This window comes from Jeotgalicoccus huakuii, assembly GCF_036665975.1.
GTDB classification, from domain to species: domain Bacteria; phylum Bacillota; class Bacilli; order Staphylococcales; family Salinicoccaceae; genus Jeotgalicoccus; species Jeotgalicoccus marinus.
The window spans coordinates 114,983-133,332 of record NZ_JAVIYN010000004.1; the positions used below are offsets into that span (position 1 = coordinate 114,983).

Sequence of the window (18,350 nt, forward strand, 5' to 3'; positions counted from 1 at the left end):
TTGAGGGGAAGAAATTAATGGAAATAAGAGCATTTCAACCGACTGATGAACAAGGATGGGTCAGATGTAGAGTATTATCTTTTTTAGATACCCCTTACTTTGACGATGTTCACCCATCTAAAGAACAATATGAAAATAAGGCGATTGAATTGGTCGCAATTAAGGATAACCAAGTAGTGGGATTAATTGATATAGAATGTGATTCTGAAGATGAAAAAATATGTTCACTAGATGAGGGCATAGGTGGAATGATTTGGCATCTTGCAGTTCATCCTGATTATCAAAACCAGGGCATTGGTCTAGCTTTAATGGAACAAGCAGACGTAGAAGCTGCAAAAATTGGTTTAAACTATTTAGAAGCATGGACGAGAGAAGAAGGTAATTCACATCTATGGTTTGAAAGAAATGATTATATTAAAGAAAGTGAATATTATCACTTATACTTAAGCTATGATGATATGGCTCATAATGTGAAACCAGAAGATGATACACTAATACCAATGTATATGTTCGCGCATTATACTGGAGAAAATATCGAACAGTTTTCTGAGATTGAACGTCAATATAAGTGTGTATGTTATGTGAAACAACTTTAAAATTGTTTACATAAACACCAAGAATGGTATTGATTAATAATACTCTGGAGGTGTAGATATGTTCACAATTGCAGAAGCTCTAATTCTTTTAGGCACAGATGATGAAAAAGGGACGGCAAATACCTCATCTTCATTAGATTATGGCTTAAGTGGGGCAGTTCTTGCAGAACTTGCCTTGGAAGAAAAGGTTGAACTAGTAGACGATAAGGTAACAGTAATAGATGATTCTCTAACAGATGTATCTTATTTTGATACAGTTATAAAAGAGATCAACGATTCTAAAAGAAAGAAAAAGATGGATCATTGGATTAATCATTTTGCACAAAATAAAGATGCGTTAAAAACGCCTATTTACTTATCTCTAGTTGACAAGGGAATTCTTAAAGAAGAAGAGAAAACTTCATTATTTATATTTACTTCTAATGTCTATCCAACAATCAATGAAAAGCCAGAGAATCAAATTAGAAATCATGTCAATGATGTAGTATTTAAGGATATGAGTCCAGACCCTAAAATAGCAATGTTACTGTCTCTAATTAAAGCATGTGATCTAGTCAATGAAGTCTTCGGTAAGGAAAATAAAAAAGAAGCAAATAAACGTTTAGATGATATTGTTGAGAATAATGAATATGGGAAACTCGTATCCAAGTCTATCGAAGATATTGAAGCGGCAATTTTAATTGCAACAACAACGGCAGTCACAACGACAACGATAATTAATAATTAGATGTGCTGTGAATAGATCATCTTAACATTCAATGGTTATTTTTAAGATCATATTCATTGTTTTCATTCTCTGTTCAGTGTTGTATTATAAATAATTAATAACAATATTATAACAGAAGGTGTTTTTATGGAATATGGGCTTTTATCGTTGTTACCACCTTTATTAGCGATTATTATTGCGATTTTAACGAAGCAAACAGTGGTCGCTTTATTTTTAGGTGTATGGTTTGGTGCAACAGTAATTAACAATTGGAATCCTGTTTTAGGTTTTACATATACAATTAATGATGTCATGGTTCCGTCGATTGCGGATTCATGGAATGCTGCGTTAATTCTACTCGTAGTCTTTACAGGAGGTTTCATCAATATTTTGAGGAAAACTGGGGCAGGACAAGCCTTTGCGGAATTTACAACTAAAAAGGTGAATACACGTAAAAAAGGACAGAACTTCGTATTTGGGAGCGCTTTTCTATTTTCCTACACAGAGCCGGTACTAATTTTAGGGACAATTACGCGCCCAGTAACAGACAAGTTAAACATTTCTAGAGTGAAACTAGCTTACATAATCGACTCAATGGGTAGTCCTTTAGCAGCCATGTCACCAATTAGTGTTTACGGTCCATTCATAACTGGAATTATCGGAACTCAGTTAACGGCTTTAGCTCTAACAGATAATCCATGGACCTTATTTGTACAGATGATTCCCTTTAATCTATATGGAATATTTGCGATTATCGGAGTCTTGTTCGTTATTAACATGAACTTAGATATTGGTCCAATGTATAAGGCTGAAAAACGTGCCATTGATACTGGGAAATTATATGGTGACAATGACAAACTTATGATTAACGCAGATGAAAATCAAGAGGATAAACAAAAAGCAGATATCTTCTCATTCGTTATTCCTTTACTCCTACTTTTCACTGGAATATTTGGTGTAATCTTTTGGACAGGTGATATTGTTACGAATGGCTTTGTAGATGCCTTCTTGAATGCAAACATCATATTTGCAATAACGACTGGCTTTTTCTTAGGTAGTGTCGGAGCAATGGTTTATGCAATGCTTCGCTATAAATTGTCTTTACAGACATTGTTAAACGACTGGGTAGATGGCTTTATGCAAGTCATGATTGTACCTGTAATTTTAGTGATGGCTTGGTCCATAGGTGGGATTGCGACAACTATGGGCTTAGGTGAAGTTCTTGCACACTATGTTGGAAGTTTCCTACCTGGATTTATTGTACCAGTGGTTATCTTTATTTTAGGTGCCTTAATTTCCTTTGCAACTGGTAGCTCATGGGGTGTATTCTCCATCATGATCCCAATTGCAATTCCAATGGCAAACGAACTTGATATGAGTTTAGCACTCGCGATCGGTGCATCAATTTCTGGTGGACTCTTTGGAGATCACTGCTCACCGATTTCTGATACAAGTATCATGTCATCAACAGGTGCAGCAGCTGACCACATGGAGCATATTAGAACGCAGTTACCGTATGCATTAATTATTGCATTATCAGCAGCAAGTGGGTTCCTAATGACAGGTTTCACAGAAAACTCTATTTTAGGTATCATCACGACTGCTGTAGTGCTCGTCGGAATTTTATTTACCTTGAATAGACGAGCAAAATCTAAAGATAAAACAGTTGAAATATAAGATAAACGCCTTGAAATCAATTAATTTCAAGGCGTTTTTTATGAAATATACCAAGAAGGTATATTGGTATTAAATTGATTATACCAATCAAGAATTTGTCTCGCTTGATTTTTCATAATATCGATTTGTTTATCTCCGAATGGAACTGCCCATGGTAATGAAGACAAAGTATTATTTGAAATATAAAGGATGAGTAAGTCCCAAAATTTATTTGGAACATTATTATTAAAATATCCATCTACTCGACCACTGGCAAAATAGGAGCTGACTCCAGCACACCAAACGATTCTATTAAATTCTTCATAAGGGTCACCTGTGTCGTGACGGTCAAAATCAATAATATATAAATGACCTTTGTCATCGATCAACATATTACCAATATGAAAGTCTCCGTGATGTTGGACGATAGGTAAATCCTTTAATAGATAACGACGACTTTCAACAGCTGCTATAAATAAGTCGCCATAATCAAATTTAACATCACATTCGGCATAGACCTTAATCTTTTTATCAATCTTTTTATTAAACCTGTTCTCCCAGGTATCTTCACTAAATGAATTCATCTCAAAATCATGAATGTGTTTCAAAATCTCACCAGCTTGAAGACCAATTTCGTATTGTTTTTCTTTTGATAAGGTTGGTAAAACTACTTCTAAGTCACGACCCTCAATCCAAGTGATTAACAGATAATATTGTGTTTCTGAAAATTCTCCGTGATCAATAACTTGATGTGTAGGGATATCCTTTACCTGTGCTTGTTTTAAAAGAGAAATCATTTGAAGCATTCGATCTTTATTTTTAATTGAAGTCAGTCTTAAAAGAAATTTGTCCTCTATCGTTTTTACCACATATTTACTATCGTCGGAAAAGCCCTTATCTAAAAATTCTACTTCTTGAATTTCTTTTATATTCAAAAGTATTTGCAGCTCATTTTTACTTATCATGAAAGTGACTCCAATCTTATTAGTGATATAATTTTACCATAGATAAAAAATTGAAAGGGTCATCATATGAAATACATTGGTATTGATCTCGCTTGGACTTACAAGAATGAAACTGGTATTTGCATCATTGATGAGTCAGGGAAAGTAGAGTATTTAGACTCTCAAATTTTCACGAATAACGATATCGTCGAGATGATTGCAAAAGAACAAGAAGAAAATTTAATAATCGGTATAGATGCACCACTGATTGTCAATAATGTTGAAGGCTCAAGAGATGCGGAAAGATTGCTTTTAAAATCTAGAATCAATGGCCACAGAGTATATGCTTTCAATTCGAATCGTACATTTTTAGAAAAAACCTTTAAAAGTATTAGAGGGGAGACTTTAAGTCATTTACTGGTCGATAAAATCCCAAACACTTCGATTGGTCAAAAGGATCAACATACTATCGAAGAAACCTTTCCGACTGGAATTTGTGCTGGAATATTTCCTAACATCTATCCTGTGAATTATAAAAGAAAGAAAGGTATGACTTTTTCTGAGACAGTTGATCGTATGGCAATCTTAGTGAATGAAATTAAGAAATTTGAAGAATGTGGAATCATCAGTGGGTTTTCAGAATTTTATCAGTTAGACCCGGCTGACATGTCTGTTAAAAAATACAAGCATTTAGAAGATCAGATGGATGCCTTCTTGTGTGCGTTTGGGTTGTACACAATTGATCGTCATTATGCAAGACCACGTAATTTCGGTAATATTGAAGATGGATACATCGTAATTCCAGAACTTATAGAATATTAATAAACTATAGAAAGTATTAGCTTAATTGTAGGTGATATTATGGCAAAACATTACTGGGAAGTCCTTAATTCCAAAGAGTTAGAAAACAAGTTTAAACTTAAACTGGCGATGAATGAAGCCGACGCAATCTTAATTGGTGTCGGTGCTGGAATGAGCGCGGCGGACGGTTTCACCTATGGTGGACATCGATTCACTGAAGCTTTTCCAGACTTTATAGATAAATATTCATGGTTAGATATGTTCCAAGCTAGTGTGTTTGATTTTGAAGATTTAAATGAGGAATGGTCTTTTTTCTCACGATTTGTAGATTTAAATTATTTCAGTCAGCCTGTGGGTCATTCCTATTTAAACCTAAGAAATCTATTAAAAGGTAAGACTTATCATATCATTACCTCAAATGCTGACAATTCTTTTGAAGTAGCAAATTTTCCAGAAAATCAAGTATACAATGTACAAGGTAAATATAATTTATTGCAGTGCTCTAAAGGCTGCCACAATAAGAGATACGATAATGAAGTAATGATTAAAGAAATGTTAGCTAACGAAAAAGATATGAAAGTTAGTGATGATTTAATTCCTTATTGTCCAGTTTGCCAAGAACCTATGGAATTAAATCGAAGAAATCACTCAGATTGGATGGTTGAGGATGATCAATTTAATCAGGAAAAACTTAGATATGATAATTTTATAGAAAAGTATAAGAATCAAAAACTTTTGATCTTAGAACTTGGGTGTGGCTATATGGCACCACAAGTAATTAAACATCCTTTCCAAGATTTAGCATCAAAATTGGATACTGTTTATATCACTGTTAATTTGAAAGATTATAGTATACCTGAAAAAATCAAAAGAAATACGATTTGGATTCAAGAGAATATAAGAGAATTGTTTAAGAATATGATGTAATAAAATGTCTATAAACACAAATATGACAAAGGTGAGTAAAAATGTATTTAATAGAAATGAAAAGAAATGGTGAGTATGTTTTTGATGGAGCAATGGCTTTATGTGTTCAAGTCTATGCTCAGGAAAATTTATTTTTTGGTGAGGATATATTATTTCCATATATAACTGAGCCTCTAGTCCAAGTAGGTAGATACCAAAATGCAAGGGAGGAAGTAAACCTACCTTATATCCAAAAAAATAATATTAATCTTGTTAGAAGAGATACCGGTGGCGGTACAATTTATCTTGACAAAGACTGTGTGAACTTTTGCTTTTTAAAAGAATCAGAAAATCAAAATAGTGACGTAAACTTTGATGATATGTATCGACCTGTTATTGAAATATTAAATGAATTTGGAGTAGAAAATGTTCAGAAAAGTGGACGAAATGATTTAGAAATAGATGGAAAGAAAGTTTCAGGAGCGGCGATGAGTATAGTAAACGGGCGCCAGTATGGTGGATATTCTTTACTTTTAGATATTGATGAAACGGCAATTTCTAATGCACTAAAACCCAACAGATTAAAATTGGATTCAAAAGGTATTAAATCAGTAAGAAGTCGTGTACATTCACTTAGGCCTTATTTGTCACAAAAATATAAGTCACTTACGAGTGTTGAGTTTTCTGAATTGATGATATTGAAGATCTTTGGTGTCAGTAGCAAAAAAGGAATAAAAACTTATGAGTTGACTGATGAAGATTGGTCTAATATTGATCAAATGATGGAACGGAAATATCTAAATTGGGATTGGAACTACGGTAAAACTCCGAGCTATTCTTATTCAAAAAGTGATCGTTTTAGTATCGGTACTGTGGAAATTAGTCTAGATGTAGAACATGAAACAATTAAGCAGGCAAAAATCTACGGTGACTTTTTTGGGAGTAAAGATACTGAGACAGTCGAAAGCGCATTGACCGGTGTACGATTAAAAGAAGATAATTTAATGAGAGCACTCGAGAATATTGACTTAAAAGAATGTCTAGGAGATATAAAGGTTTCAGAATTTGTTGGTCTTATATTAGGTTAGGAGTGACATGTTGAATAAATTAAAAATTAATAAGAAAAGATTATTAGACAGAATTAAGACATTGAGTAAAGTTGGAAGAAACGATGAGGGCCAATTAGTTAGACTTGCTTTAACGGATGAGGACAAAGCGGGGCGAGATCTGGTCAAATCTTGGTTTGAGTCATTAGGGTTAATTGTCCAATTGGATCAATTTGGTAATATGTTTGCAACTTGGCAAACTGATGATAACAAAAATCAGAAACCTTTGATGATAGGATCTCATATAGATTCAGTGATTGATGCTGGTATTTATGACGGTGTGCTTGGAGTGCTTTCGGGCCTTGAAGTCGTAGAAACTTTAAAAGAAAATCATTTTAAATCTCCTAGACCCATTACCATTGTTGTTTTTACAAATGAAGAGGGTGTGAGATTTCCACCAAGTATGCTGGGTTCTTTAGTCTACTCAGGTGATTTAAGTTTAGAAAAAGCACTTGATACAATCGGTATGGATGGAAAACGTATGGGTGATGAACTCGAGCGAATTGGATATAGAGGCGAACATGAGCCTGGTTTTATTCAGCCTGAATGGTATTTAGAGCTCCATATAGAACAAGGGCCGATTTTAGAGAAAGAGAATGTACAGATTGGTGCAGTATATAATTTACAAGGGAATTCCAGAAGGGAAATCATTTTTACCGGTGAAGCTAACCACGCAGGGTCAACACCGAATTATTTAAGAAAAGATCCGATGCAGGCTTTTGCATATTTTTCATCGAGTTTATATAACTACATTAATGACAATAAATTGGCAACTGTTGCAACGATCGGCTCAATACAATTAGAACCCAATGCTGCAACGATCATTCCATCTAGAGTGACTTTCACTTTAGATATGAGAAGCCCTGAAGATGAAGGGTTTAATGAAGCACAAGAATTTGTCAGAGGGTTATTAAAAGAAATTGAGACAGAAGGTGAAATAGGTGTAGAGGCGACCGAATTTGCAATTTTTGAGCCAGTTGTGTTTGACGAAATGATAGGGGATACAATTACGGAGTCAGCTAAAGATTTGAACTTAACTGTTAAGAGAATGATTTCAGGTGCTGGGCATGATGCTCAGATGATTAACAGAATTGCCCCATCAGCCATGATTTTTGTGCCGAGTAAAGATGGTGTGAGTCACAATCCCTTAGAGTATACTTCCGATGAGGAAATAGATAACGGTGGGAATGTGCTACTCGCGACAGTGATGAGACTTTTATCGAAAAAATAATTTAACTGTAATTACATGATATTCACGACACCTTTACAATTTCCAACTTGGCAACAAGTTAAAATATAAGAAAGCGAATTTGTGGAGGGTCAAGATGAATATTTCAGATAAGCAATTGGGACATGATGTGACAGTACATGAACATGCTAAAATTACAAACTGTGATTTTGGGATTTACACTGAAGTTGGTATGTATAATTTTATAGAAAACAGCACATTTGGTGATTTTTCATACACCGGTCAGTTTTGTTTCGTACAGAATACTGACATTGGGAAGTACTCAAATATTGCAGCTATGGTGAGAATAGGACCGACGGATCACCCCTATGAGAGACCAACATTACATCACTTTACTTATAGAAGAAAAATGTACGGCTTTAGTGACACGGATGATGAGCAGTTTTTTGAGCATAGAGAGAGTCGTAAAACAGTTATTGGTCATGACACTTGGATTGGACATGGTGCAATCATTTCCCCAGAAGTGACCATTGGTCACGGTGCTGTGATTGGCGCAGGTGCAGTGGTGACAAAAGATGTAGAACCCTATGCAATTGTTGTCGGTGTTCCGGGTAAAGAAATTAAGAAACGCTTCAGCGATGACATCATTGAAAAACTACTGCAAATAGAGTGGTGGCACTGGACACATGACAAAGTAAAAGAAAATCTTGATGACTTTTACTTACCAATAGAAGAATTTGTGAATAAACATTATGAAGACTAGAAAAGTGGATGAAGGTTCTTATTATAAGAATCTTCATCCACTTTCATATTGAGTATATATTTTTTTATTGATGTTGATCCTCTAAGAGTTTAGGAGCCTAACACCATTTTGACGTTGAGCTTCAAAGTGTCTTGAAGTCTAACACTATTTTGACGTTGAGCTTCAAAGGGCCTTGGAGTTTAACACCATTTTGACGTTGAGCTTCAAAGTGTCTTGGAGTCTAACGCCATTTTGGCGTTGAGCCTCAAAGTGTCTTGGAGTCTAACGCCATTTTGGCGTTGAGCTTCAAAGTTTCTTGGAGTTTAACGCCATTTTGACGTTGACTTTCAAAACTGCTTGGAGTCTAACACCATTTAGACGTTGAACTTCAAAGCTGCTAGAAGTCTAACAGCATTTAGACGTTGACCTTCAAATCTACTCGGAGTTTAACATCATTTCCTCATTGACCCTGACTCCCACAACCTACTAAATCATACAAACATACTACCCACAATTAAACCAAATGCAATACCAGCGAGTGTGAAGAAGATGCTCGCTAGGGAGTATTTGAAGAATAGTACGGTTTTCTTTTCTCTCAACAGATCGAATTGGTCTAAGGCGAACTGGGAATAGGTTGTGAATCCGCCTAAGAATCCTGTTGTAATGACAAAGTAGTACTGTGAATTAGCGAGTAAAATCATCGCGGACAAGCCCATTAAAAAAGAGCCGATAATATTGACTGCAAGTGTGCCGTATGGCATTTCTTTGTCTTTGAACACTGCTAAATTTGAGATGTATACGCGTAAGCATGCGCCAAGTCCTGCTGCCACGAGCATGGTAATTAAATTAATCATTGACCTTTTTCCCTCCTAGAGTGAATCCTAAAAAGACTGCGATTAGCCCTAGGGAAAGATTAATTGCTAAATACACGATAAAAACCAAATAGTCCCCATAAGACAACAGTAGGTATTGTTCATAAGACAACAGTGAAAAAGTCGTAAAGCTACCTAAAAACCCTTTAATCCAAAATGCAGTTTTACCGGGACTCATGTTTTTTGCAATTAGAAAACCTATCAATAAGGCTCCAGCAATATTAACGATTAAGGTACCTGTGAAAAAGGGAAGTGCTAGGTTCAAAGTACCGATTGACAATAAAAAGCGTAGGAGTGCACCGAGCATCGCACCTACGCCAATTTTTATATAATTATTCATAAAAATCCTATCTTAATTTATTTTTTAATTAACTTATACAGACCATAAACAACTGCAAGTGCACCAGCACCAATGGCTGCAGCTTTAAATTTATTACTCTTAGTAACTGATTTTACAACTAAGTTTAAATTTTGAGGTCTCTCAGCTAAACGTCTCATAAAGTATGCATACCAATCCGTACCAAATGGTACATACACACACATGTTATAGCCGCGTTTTACCAACTCTTCTTGATATTCCTTTCGGAAACCATAGAGCATTTGAAATTCAAACTTATCTTTAGAAATATTTTGAGTTTCAATAAAGCGAATTGATTTCTCTATAATGTTATGATCATGTGTTGCTATTGAAGTAAATCCTTCGCCTTCAACTAAATGTGTTTTAATAATTTCGAAGAACGATTGATCAATGTCATTTTTTGACTGATACGCTAAGGTTGAAGGTTCTTTATAGGCACCTTTAACGATACGTATACGCTGATCTTTATATTTTCTTACATCTTTCTTCGCATCATAAAAATATGCTTGAATGACTGTACCTACATTATCAAATTCTTTAAGTAACTTATCGAGAATTCTCATAGATGGTTCTTTGGATACATAATTCTCCATATCCAAGTTAACGAACATATCCGTTTTCTTAGCAGCTTCAATAATCTCTCTTATATTTTGGTAGCAAAATTCTTCATCTATATGAAGCCCTATTTGAGAAAGTTTTACCGAAGGGTAGGCACTTGCACCTTTATCTTGTACTGCTTTAATCATTTTTATAATATTATTTTTCTCTGTAGTTGCCTCTGACTTATCAGAAATAAACTCACCAAGGTTATCAAATGTAACACTCATACCTTGGTTGTTGATGTCATTTATACATTTAAGTGTATCTTCAACACCAGTTCCGCCAACGACTTTTTGTGCGCCAAAGCGTAACCCCATCTGCTTTGATGCGTCATTTAAAACCTTATTTTCTGATAAACCAATAAATATGTCTCTTACTACTCCCATACTAATCCTCCTACAAGTAAAGCGTTTTCTTTTTATTGTTTAAAGCTATTATATATCCTTTTATAATATATTTGGTGTAAAAACTTTAAATTTTTAATTTTTATAATTTGGAATGTGACCAACGTATGTCTCGTTGATTCTCTTCATCTCTTCTAGGTCTTCTTCTGTGAGTTCTCGCACAACTTTTGCAGGACGTCCAAATGCCATTGTATTCGGAGGGATGACTGTACCACCTGTAACTAATGATCCTGCACCTATAAAGGAATTTTCTCCTATAACAGCTTCATCAAGTATCGTTGAATCCATACCGACTAAGGCACCTTTTTTAACTGTACAGCTGTGAAGGGTCACTTTATGACCGATCGTAACATTGTCTTCTAATGTTAGAGGTAATCCTGGTGTTTGATGTAAGATAGAAAGGTCTTGAACATTAGTGTAATTTCCGATACGCACGGGTGCAATATCGCCACGAATTACTGAACCAAAAAATACTGAAGAAAATTCTCCAATTTCAACATCACCGATAATGGTTGCATTTGGAGCAATAAAAGCACTGTCACTAATCTTAGGGCTGTGATTTTTGTAATCAAGTATCATTTTAAATTTCCTTTCTTTTATGGAATGTTATAATGATTTCATCATATCAAATTTTAATTTTTTTGTAAGGAGCCAGCATATGTGGAAGTGGGAAACTGAAAATGAAGCGAAGGGTGCTGTTGTTATCGTTCATGACTTATTAGAACATCATGAATATTACGATGCACTTACAGTCAAGCTTCGCCGCGATGGTTATCATGTCATCATTGGGGATTTACCAGGTCATGGTCAAACGACGCGTGTTAATAAAGGGCATATTAATAATTTTGATCAATATACAGAACGCATCGCTGAATGGCATAACCTTGCCTTAGATTATGAGTTACCAACCTTTGTCATCGGCCAGGGCCTAGGTGGCTTGATTGCTATTGAAGCAACTCGACAAGGAAGAATTCAACCAGACGGATTAATCCTTTTAAATCCACTCTTATCATTTAAACAATCATTTATGAATAGGAAAAATACTATTTTAACGAGTGTGCGAATGACGAGTGATGAAACAAGATTTAATCCAGGCATTAAATTATCTTATTTTACTGAGGATAAAAACTTCCTTAACCGTTATAAAGAAGATGAACTTATCGTCGATAAGGTGAGTTATCAGTGGTATAAGACTGTCATCAATCAGATGAAGGCAACATCAGAGACTATGGATGAAGTCGGTGATGTACCGATTTTGTGCATCATGACAGATGACAATCAAATTATAAACCCATACTTATCTGCTAAGTATATGAAACGAAACTTATCAGCTGATTTTAGATTTATAATGATGGAATCCAATGAACACAGTATTTTCCAACGAGAAGATATTGAATATCCATATTATCTCTTAGACCAGTTTATAAATACACAGCTCTTTAGTATCGGATTAATTCCTAAAAATTAGGCTGATTTTTCTATCAGCAATAAGAATGGCGCATGATTTTTTTGATTGATATATTTATATTCTAAAACTTGGCATGTTTCTTGAGGCCAAGTCGACAGTTCATGAATGAGTTTATCACGTTCTATTTTACCGCTCTCATGCCCATGGTAGACCACAATGGCAATTCTGCCACCAACACTTAACATGGCGAATAATTTTCTAAGAGCGGTAATGGTGGTCTCAGGGATGGTTGTAATTGATTTATTCCCACCTGGGAGATAGCCGAGATTAAAGATTGCAGCTTTGATATCTTTTTGGATATATTGATCGACATTCTCATGCCCATCTTGAATGTATTGTATATTTGGTGCCGGATATTTTTCTTTGGCTTTTAAAATGGCATCTTGTTGTATGTCAAAGCTATATACGGTGCCATTAGGTACTAGAGATGATAAGAATTGACTATCATGACCATTGCCACAGGTCGCATCGACGACAAGGTCTGTCGACTCAATAATTTCTTCTATGTAATCTTTAGCGGTGGGTAGAATTTTTTTAAGCATAGTTTCATCCTTTCTTCTATTAATCTTATCACAAGAAATGAGGCACTTAGTATGATCGAAGTCACTCAGCTTTCAAAAAAATATAGTGACAAGATAGCAGTCAATGATATTGACTTCACCGTCAAAAGTGGAGAGTTGTTTGCCTACCTTGGACCCAATGGATCAGGGAAGTCTACAACAATAAAAATGTTAACCGGATTAGTTGAACCCACAAGCGGTATGATTGAAATCTTTGGAAGTAAGATGGATTTAAACCAAGTAGATATAAAAAGACGGATGAGTTTTGTCCCAGATACACCGGATATTATGGGCAAATTGACAGGTTCTGAATACTTGAACTTTATTGCAAGTGTATATCAGATGGATGAAGTAGTTTATGGGAATAAACGAGACGAACTAAGTAAAATGTTTGAAATTGATCAGGCACTTGGTACTTTAGTTGAAGAATATTCTCACGGTATGCGTCAAAAACTTGTCTTAACCTCTGCCCTCATGCATTCTCCTGAACTTTTATTCTTAGATGAACCGACAGTTGGACTCGACCCAAAGAGTAACCGTCTTTTAAAGGATTATTTAAAGGCCTATGTAAAAGCGGGAAACACGGTATTTCTAACCACACATACTTTGAGTTTAGCTGAAGAAATTGCAGATAGAATATGTATTATATATAATGGTGAGATTAAAATTACAGGGACACTAGAAGAGTTAAAAGATGGTAGTCAGGGTAGTCTAGAAGACATCTTCTTAAGTTTAACAGGTGGTGAAAAAGAAGATGTTGAAACAGATACTGAAGCTTGAAACTCAATCTAAAATTAATTATCTCAAGGCCTTAGACACATCTAAAATACTCGTTTATGTTATCTTAGCTTTCATTATTATGATGGTGCTCTTGCCAATGACGTGGATGCTCATGAGTACATTCTTTATTAATGCAGAAGAAAGCTTGATACCAAAAGCACTCATACTACTTAGTTTATCTGTACTTATTATACATGCTCTGTTTTTAGTCAACGGCATTATTAAAGAGATGTTTATGGACAAAAATATAGAGTCCTATTTACTGTTACCAATAAAACCAACGCATCTTTTTACAGCGAAGATGATTATACAATACAGCTTTAAAGTTTTCCCAATCAATTTAATTTTAGCTGTCATCGTTGGTACGGCACTCACAATTCGGTATAGTCATCCAGTGATACTCATCAATAGTCTGATGTACTTTGTTGCACTTGGCGTACTGACTATAGCAGTAGCGTATGGTTTAGTCTTTTTAGTGACTAAGATCTCTTCAGCAAAAAGAGTAGGGGAAGTCTTAACCCTAGTCGGTGGTTTTGCTTCAGTACTCCCATTCTTAATAATGACAATCGGTGGTCAGTATTTAATTCAAATCATAGAGATGATGCCAGAAATCAATTTTTTATATGCGGGATATCTTTATAAACCGTCACTAATAATGACGATAGTCGTAAACATCGCTCTCGTTTTACTGATTACAACTTTAGTTCGTTTGACTATTTCCAGTGTGACCCAAGCCTTCATTAATGGGAATGTTAATGATAATGTGAATAGATACCATGGCAGTGTGAAAACGACTGTGGATCATCCGATAAGATCTCTAATTAAAAAAGATTTAAAACTGACCTTTCGTGACTTTAAGGAATGGTCTGTCGTCTTACCACAGTATTTATTTCCATTCATATTTCTTTATTTAGTCGCCGCTAATCCTGTCATGTTTGGTGGGGTATTGAACCCAGATCAGGTTATAATTGCTATAGGGTTTGCAGGCGCGGTGATGATTTCACTTTTTGTGTCCGCTATGAATACCGCAAGAGACGCGAGTCATTATCAGTTTTTAAAGCTCTTACCAGTAAATGGATTGACTTTAATGCGTGCAAAGTATATATATAATATCGTCACTATTCTACCGGTTTATGTAGTGCTTAGCATTGTAATTTACTTCATTATTACACCGACATTGGCAGCCTTAATGTATACGATAATACTCTCAATTTTAACTGTCCTAACGGTTATACCCATAGGCATGGTAATCGGTTTAATGAGTCCAGTAGTCTCTAAAAAGAGCCCTGCCAACCGATTAGATACTGCGAGTAATGTGATTATTACAACAACCATTTTTGTCCTGATTTTAGCCGTCGGTCGTATTTCGAGTTTAGTGTTTGAAGTTGTTGATGGTAATAATGTCATCAATCATCAAGCGATGTTTACTCTATTGATCTCCATAACAGTACTATGCCTTGTTCTCGCTTATTTCTGTATTAGGAAAACTGCTAAGAAGCATGATGAGGGTTACAAAATAACTTATAAGGACTGATAATATGACAGAGTACACATATTATGAAAAATTCCCGGTTGGTTACTTAGAAATCAAAGCGAATGATCAGGCAATCACTCACATTAATTACTGTGACGAAACATCAGACAGTGATGTAAAGAATGCAGTACTTGATCAATGTATCAATGAATTATATGAATACTTTGAAGGTAAAAGAAAGCAATTTGATGTTCCAGTAGACTTTACTGGGTCGGGAACAGACTTTCAAAGAAGCGTGTGGGAAGAATTAGCCAAAATACCTTTTGGCCAAACAATCAGTTATAAAACGCTCGCCAATAGAATTTCAGGAAGTAATTATTCAAGGGCTGTTGCGAATGCCAATGGAAAAAACCCAATATCTATTATTATCCCATGTCACCGTGTTATAGCGAGTGATGGAGGATATGGTGGCTACACTGGTGGCTTAGATAAGAAGAAACTATTATTAAATATTGAGCAAGCTTGATAATTATGGAAGATTCGGATATATTAATATTATCAGAAGTAGTAACTGAAATTTTTATTTAAGCGAGCTGGTGGTTGGTGTAAACCAGTATGAAAATCAAGTGAACTTGTCTGTGTTAAATGAATAGTAATCAAAGTTGCACATAAATGTGAATGCGGGTGGTACCGCGGTCTTATAGATCGTCCCATATCTTTTTTAGATATGGGATTTTTTAATTTCAGGAGGAGAAAGAAATGACGTTTAAGCACAGAGATATTGAACAAAAGTGGCAAAAGTTCTGGGAAGAGAACAAAACTTTTAAAACACAAGAAAATAAAGGCAATAAAAAGTTCTATGCCTTAGATATGTTCCCATATCCATCTGGAGCGGGGCTTCATGTTGGGCACCCTGAAGGGTATACAGCAACGGATATAGTTAGCCGTATGAAACGTATGCAAGGTTATGATGTTTTACATCCAATGGGCTGGGACGCATTTGGTTTGCCTGCTGAACAATATGCGATTGATACAGGTAATGATATTCATGCCTTTAATGAAAAGAATATCGATAATTTCCGTCGACAAATTAAAGCACTTGGTTTTTCTTATGACTGGGATCGTGAAATCAATACGACAGATCCTAGCTACTATAAGTGGACACAGTGGATTTTTATCCAGTTATATAACAAAGGTCTCGCTTATGTAGATGAAGTACCTGTGAACTGGTGTGAAGCGCTAGGGACAGTACTTGCTAATGAAGAGGTTATTGATGGTAAGAGTGAACGTGGTGGACATCCGGTTGTGCGTAAGCCGATGAGACAATGGGTGCTACGCATCACTGAATATGCAGAGCGTTTACTAAAAGACCTAGATGAACTAGATTGGCCTGAGTCACTAAAAGATATGCAACGTAATTGGATCGGTAAATCTGAGGGTGCGAATATTACATTTGAAATCGATGGTACGGGTACATCCTTTAGCGCTTTTACAACACGCCCGGATACAATTTACGGGGCAACATACGCAGTCCTTTCACCAGAACATAAATTAATCGATGAAATTACGACTGATGAACAAAGAGAGGCTATTGAAGCCTATCAAACTGCTGCAGCCCATAAGAGTGAGCTTGAACGTACTGATCTTGCCAAAGAAAAAACTGGTGTGTTTACTGGTGCTTATGCAGTGAATCCATTAAGTGGTGAGAAATTACCGATATGGATAGCAGATTATGTCTTGGCGTCATATGGAACAGGTGCGATAATGGCTGTTCCTGCTCATGATGAACGTGACTATGAATTTGCGAAAACTTTTGGTCTGGATATTATTCCTGTTCTAGACGGTGGTAATGTTGAAGAAGAAGCATTCACTGGTGAGGGACCACATATTAATTCAGGCCCTTTAAATGGACTTGGCTTAAACGAAGGTATTCAGAAAGCCATTGAACTCCTTGAAGAAAATGGTAGTGGCGAGGCGAAGACAACTTACCGCTTGAGAGACTGGCTATTTAGTCGTCAACGTTACTGGGGAGAGCCAATTCCAGTGATTCACTGGGAAGATGGAACGATGTCAACAGTACCAGAGAATGAGCTACCGCTTGAATTACCTGTTATGACTGAAATTAAGCCATCAGGAACAGGCGAGTCGCCACTTGCCAATAATACGGATTGGGTTAATGTAGTGAGAGAAGATGGTGTGAAAGGGCGTCGTGAAACGAATACTATGCCACAGTGGGCAGGCTCAAGTTGGTATTTCCTACGTTTCATTGATCCACACAATGACGAAATGATTGCCGACCCAGAGAAATTGAAACACTGGCTACCAGTTGATCTATATATTGGTGGTGCAGAGCACGCTGTACTTCATTTACTATATGCGAGATTCTGGCATAAAGTACTTTACGATATTGGAGCAGTACCTACAAAAGAGCCGTTCCAAAAACTGTATAACCAGGGTATGATCCTTGGTGAAGGCAATGAGAAAATGAGTAAATCTAAGGGTAACGTCGTTAATCCGGATGATATTATTTACTCACACGGGGCGGATACACTAAGACTTTACGAGATGTTCATGGGACCTTTAGACGCGTCCATTGCATGGAGTGAAAATGGCTTAGATGGTGCGAGACGATTTCTAGACCGCGTTTGGCGTTTGATTATTGATGAATCGACAGGTGAAGTCTCTTCGAAAGTAGTTACTAAAGATACCCCAGAGCTTGATAAAGTATACAATGAAACGGTGAAAAAAGTATCTAGTGACTTTGACAACTTGTTATTTAACACAGGTATTTCACAATTGATGGTCTTTGTAAATGAAGGTTATAAGGCTGAGGGAATAAATAAAACTTATATAGAAGGTTTTGTTAAACTACTTTCTCCAGTTGCACCCCACTTAGCTGAAGAGTTATGGCAGCGCCTTGGTAATGAAGATACTGTTGCTTACAGCGAATGGCCAACATTTGACGAAACTAAACTCATTGAAGATACAGTGGAAGTTGTTGTTCAAATTAACGGTAAAGTTAAAACGAAGTTAAATGTTGCGGTTGATATTTCTAAAGATGAATTAGAAAGTATCGCATTAGATGACGAGACAGTTAAATCACAAGTTGAAGGAAAAACGATTAGAAAAGTGATTGTCGTCCCCGGTAAACTTGTTAACATTGTTGCAAATTAAGAGAATTGAGAAAC

The 18,350-nt window shown here is 35.9% G+C and carries 19 protein-coding genes; 13 read left to right on the top strand and 6 right to left on the bottom strand.

Annotated elements, in window-relative coordinates:
- Positions 1-17 precede the first annotated feature (17 nt).
- From V6E76_RS03525 to V6E76_RS03535, 3 genes are all read left to right on the top strand, one after another.
- A complete protein-coding gene (locus V6E76_RS03525; RefSeq protein WP_026866667.1) occupies positions 18-596 on the top strand; it encodes a GNAT family N-acetyltransferase in 579 nt (192 codons plus the stop codon).
- Positions 597-654: 58 nt separating this feature from the next.
- Positions 655-1,323 (top strand): GOLPH3/VPS74 family protein, encoded by a 669-nt coding sequence (locus V6E76_RS03530; RefSeq protein ID WP_247349342.1) that lies wholly within the window; start codon positions 655-657, stop codon positions 1,321-1,323.
- Positions 1,324-1,449: 126 nt separating this feature from the next.
- Complete coding sequence (locus tag V6E76_RS03535) at positions 1,450-2,979, top strand: Na+/H+ antiporter NhaC family protein (RefSeq protein ID WP_247349345.1); 1,530 nt, start codon at positions 1,450-1,452, stop codon at positions 2,977-2,979.
- 38 nt (positions 2,980-3,017) lie between these two features.
- On the opposite strand, the gene V6E76_RS03540 is transcribed toward V6E76_RS03535, so the two are convergent.
- On the bottom strand, positions 3,018-3,923 hold the full coding sequence (locus V6E76_RS03540; protein WP_499797703.1) for an aminoglycoside phosphotransferase family protein: 906 nt from the start codon (positions 3,921-3,923) through the stop codon (positions 3,018-3,020).
- 66 nt (positions 3,924-3,989) lie between these two features.
- Between V6E76_RS03540 and V6E76_RS03545 the strand changes: the two genes are divergently transcribed.
- The 5 genes from V6E76_RS03545 (at position 3,990) to V6E76_RS03565 (ending at position 8,667) form a co-directional block, all read left to right on the top strand.
- A complete protein-coding gene (locus V6E76_RS03545) occupies positions 3,990-4,724 on the top strand; it encodes a DUF429 domain-containing protein (RefSeq protein ID WP_247349349.1) in 735 nt (244 codons plus the stop codon).
- A 39-nt stretch (positions 4,725-4,763) separates the two neighbouring features.
- On the top strand, positions 4,764-5,630 hold the full coding sequence (locus V6E76_RS03550) for an SIR2 family NAD-dependent protein deacylase (RefSeq protein WP_499797704.1): 867 nt from the start codon (positions 4,764-4,766) through the stop codon (positions 5,628-5,630).
- Between the two features lie 41 nt (positions 5,631-5,671).
- Positions 5,672-6,697: a lipoate--protein ligase gene (gene lplA / locus V6E76_RS03555; RefSeq protein WP_247349370.1), complete on the top strand. Its 1,026-nt coding sequence runs from the start codon at positions 5,672-5,674 to the stop codon at positions 6,695-6,697.
- 10 nt (positions 6,698-6,707) lie between these two features.
- Entirely contained in the window at positions 6,708-7,946 is a 1,239-nt protein-coding gene (locus V6E76_RS03560; RefSeq protein WP_499797705.1) for a Zn-dependent hydrolase, read from the top strand.
- A 94-nt stretch (positions 7,947-8,040) separates the two neighbouring features.
- On the top strand, positions 8,041-8,667 hold the full coding sequence (locus V6E76_RS03565; RefSeq protein WP_247349373.1) for an LbetaH domain-containing protein: 627 nt from the start codon (positions 8,041-8,043) through the stop codon (positions 8,665-8,667).
- Between the two features lie 470 nt (positions 8,668-9,137).
- Here the strand turns inward: V6E76_RS03565 and V6E76_RS03570 are convergent, their stop codons facing one another.
- From V6E76_RS03570 to V6E76_RS03585, 4 genes are all read right to left on the bottom strand, one after another.
- Positions 9,138-9,500 (bottom strand): fluoride efflux transporter FluC, encoded by a 363-nt coding sequence (locus V6E76_RS03570; protein ID WP_247349375.1) that lies wholly within the window; start codon positions 9,498-9,500, stop codon positions 9,138-9,140.
- Positions 9,493-9,858: a FluC/FEX family fluoride channel gene (locus V6E76_RS03575; protein ID WP_247349377.1), complete on the bottom strand. Its 366-nt coding sequence runs from the start codon at positions 9,856-9,858 to the stop codon at positions 9,493-9,495. Before V6E76_RS03575 ends, V6E76_RS03570 begins: the two co-directional genes overlap by 8 nt.
- A gap of 17 nt (positions 9,859-9,875) precedes the next feature.
- The gene (locus tag V6E76_RS03580) at positions 9,876-10,862 is read right to left on the bottom strand and encodes a proline dehydrogenase family protein (protein WP_247349386.1); all 987 of its coding nucleotides are present in this window, start codon (positions 10,860-10,862) and stop codon (positions 9,876-9,878) included.
- A gap of 93 nt (positions 10,863-10,955) precedes the next feature.
- Positions 10,956-11,459 (bottom strand): gamma carbonic anhydrase, encoded by a 504-nt coding sequence (locus V6E76_RS03585; protein ID WP_247349387.1) that lies wholly within the window; start codon positions 11,457-11,459, stop codon positions 10,956-10,958.
- Between the two features lie 79 nt (positions 11,460-11,538).
- Here V6E76_RS03585 and V6E76_RS03590 point away from each other — a divergent pair, with 79 nt between their 5' ends.
- On the top strand, positions 11,539-12,348 hold the full coding sequence (locus V6E76_RS03590; protein ID WP_247349389.1) for an alpha/beta hydrolase: 810 nt from the start codon (positions 11,539-11,541) through the stop codon (positions 12,346-12,348).
- On the opposite strand, the gene mnmM is transcribed toward V6E76_RS03590, so the two are convergent.
- Entirely contained in the window at positions 12,345-12,890 is a 546-nt protein-coding gene (mnmM, locus tag V6E76_RS03595) for a tRNA 5-(aminomethyl)-2-thiouridylate-methyltransferase MnmM (RefSeq protein WP_247349391.1), read from the bottom strand. The genes V6E76_RS03590 and mnmM overlap by 4 nt on opposite strands.
- A gap of 51 nt (positions 12,891-12,941) precedes the next feature.
- Here mnmM and V6E76_RS03600 point away from each other — a divergent pair, with 51 nt between their 5' ends.
- The 4 genes from V6E76_RS03600 to leuS all read left to right on the top strand — a co-directional run bounded on the left by V6E76_RS03600 (position 12,942) and on the right by leuS (position 18,336).
- Positions 12,942-13,688: an ABC transporter ATP-binding protein gene (locus V6E76_RS03600; protein WP_247349393.1), complete on the top strand. Its 747-nt coding sequence runs from the start codon at positions 12,942-12,944 to the stop codon at positions 13,686-13,688.
- The gene (locus V6E76_RS03605) at positions 13,663-15,222 is read left to right on the top strand and encodes a hypothetical protein (protein WP_499797706.1); all 1,560 of its coding nucleotides are present in this window, start codon (positions 13,663-13,665) and stop codon (positions 15,220-15,222) included. The genes V6E76_RS03600 and V6E76_RS03605 overlap by 26 nt, the downstream gene beginning before the upstream one ends.
- A 4-nt stretch (positions 15,223-15,226) precedes the next feature.
- Positions 15,227-15,688 carry a methylated-DNA--[protein]-cysteine S-methyltransferase gene (locus V6E76_RS03610; protein ID WP_247349408.1) on the top strand — a complete coding sequence of 154 codons (462 nt, stop codon included), beginning with the start codon at positions 15,227-15,229 and terminating at the stop codon, positions 15,686-15,688.
- Positions 15,689-15,921: 233 nt separating this feature from the next.
- Positions 15,922-18,336 carry a leucine--tRNA ligase gene (gene leuS / locus V6E76_RS03615; RefSeq protein WP_247349419.1) on the top strand — a complete coding sequence of 805 codons (2,415 nt, stop codon included), beginning with the start codon at positions 15,922-15,924 and terminating at the stop codon, positions 18,334-18,336.
- Positions 18,337-18,350 lie beyond the last annotated feature (14 nt).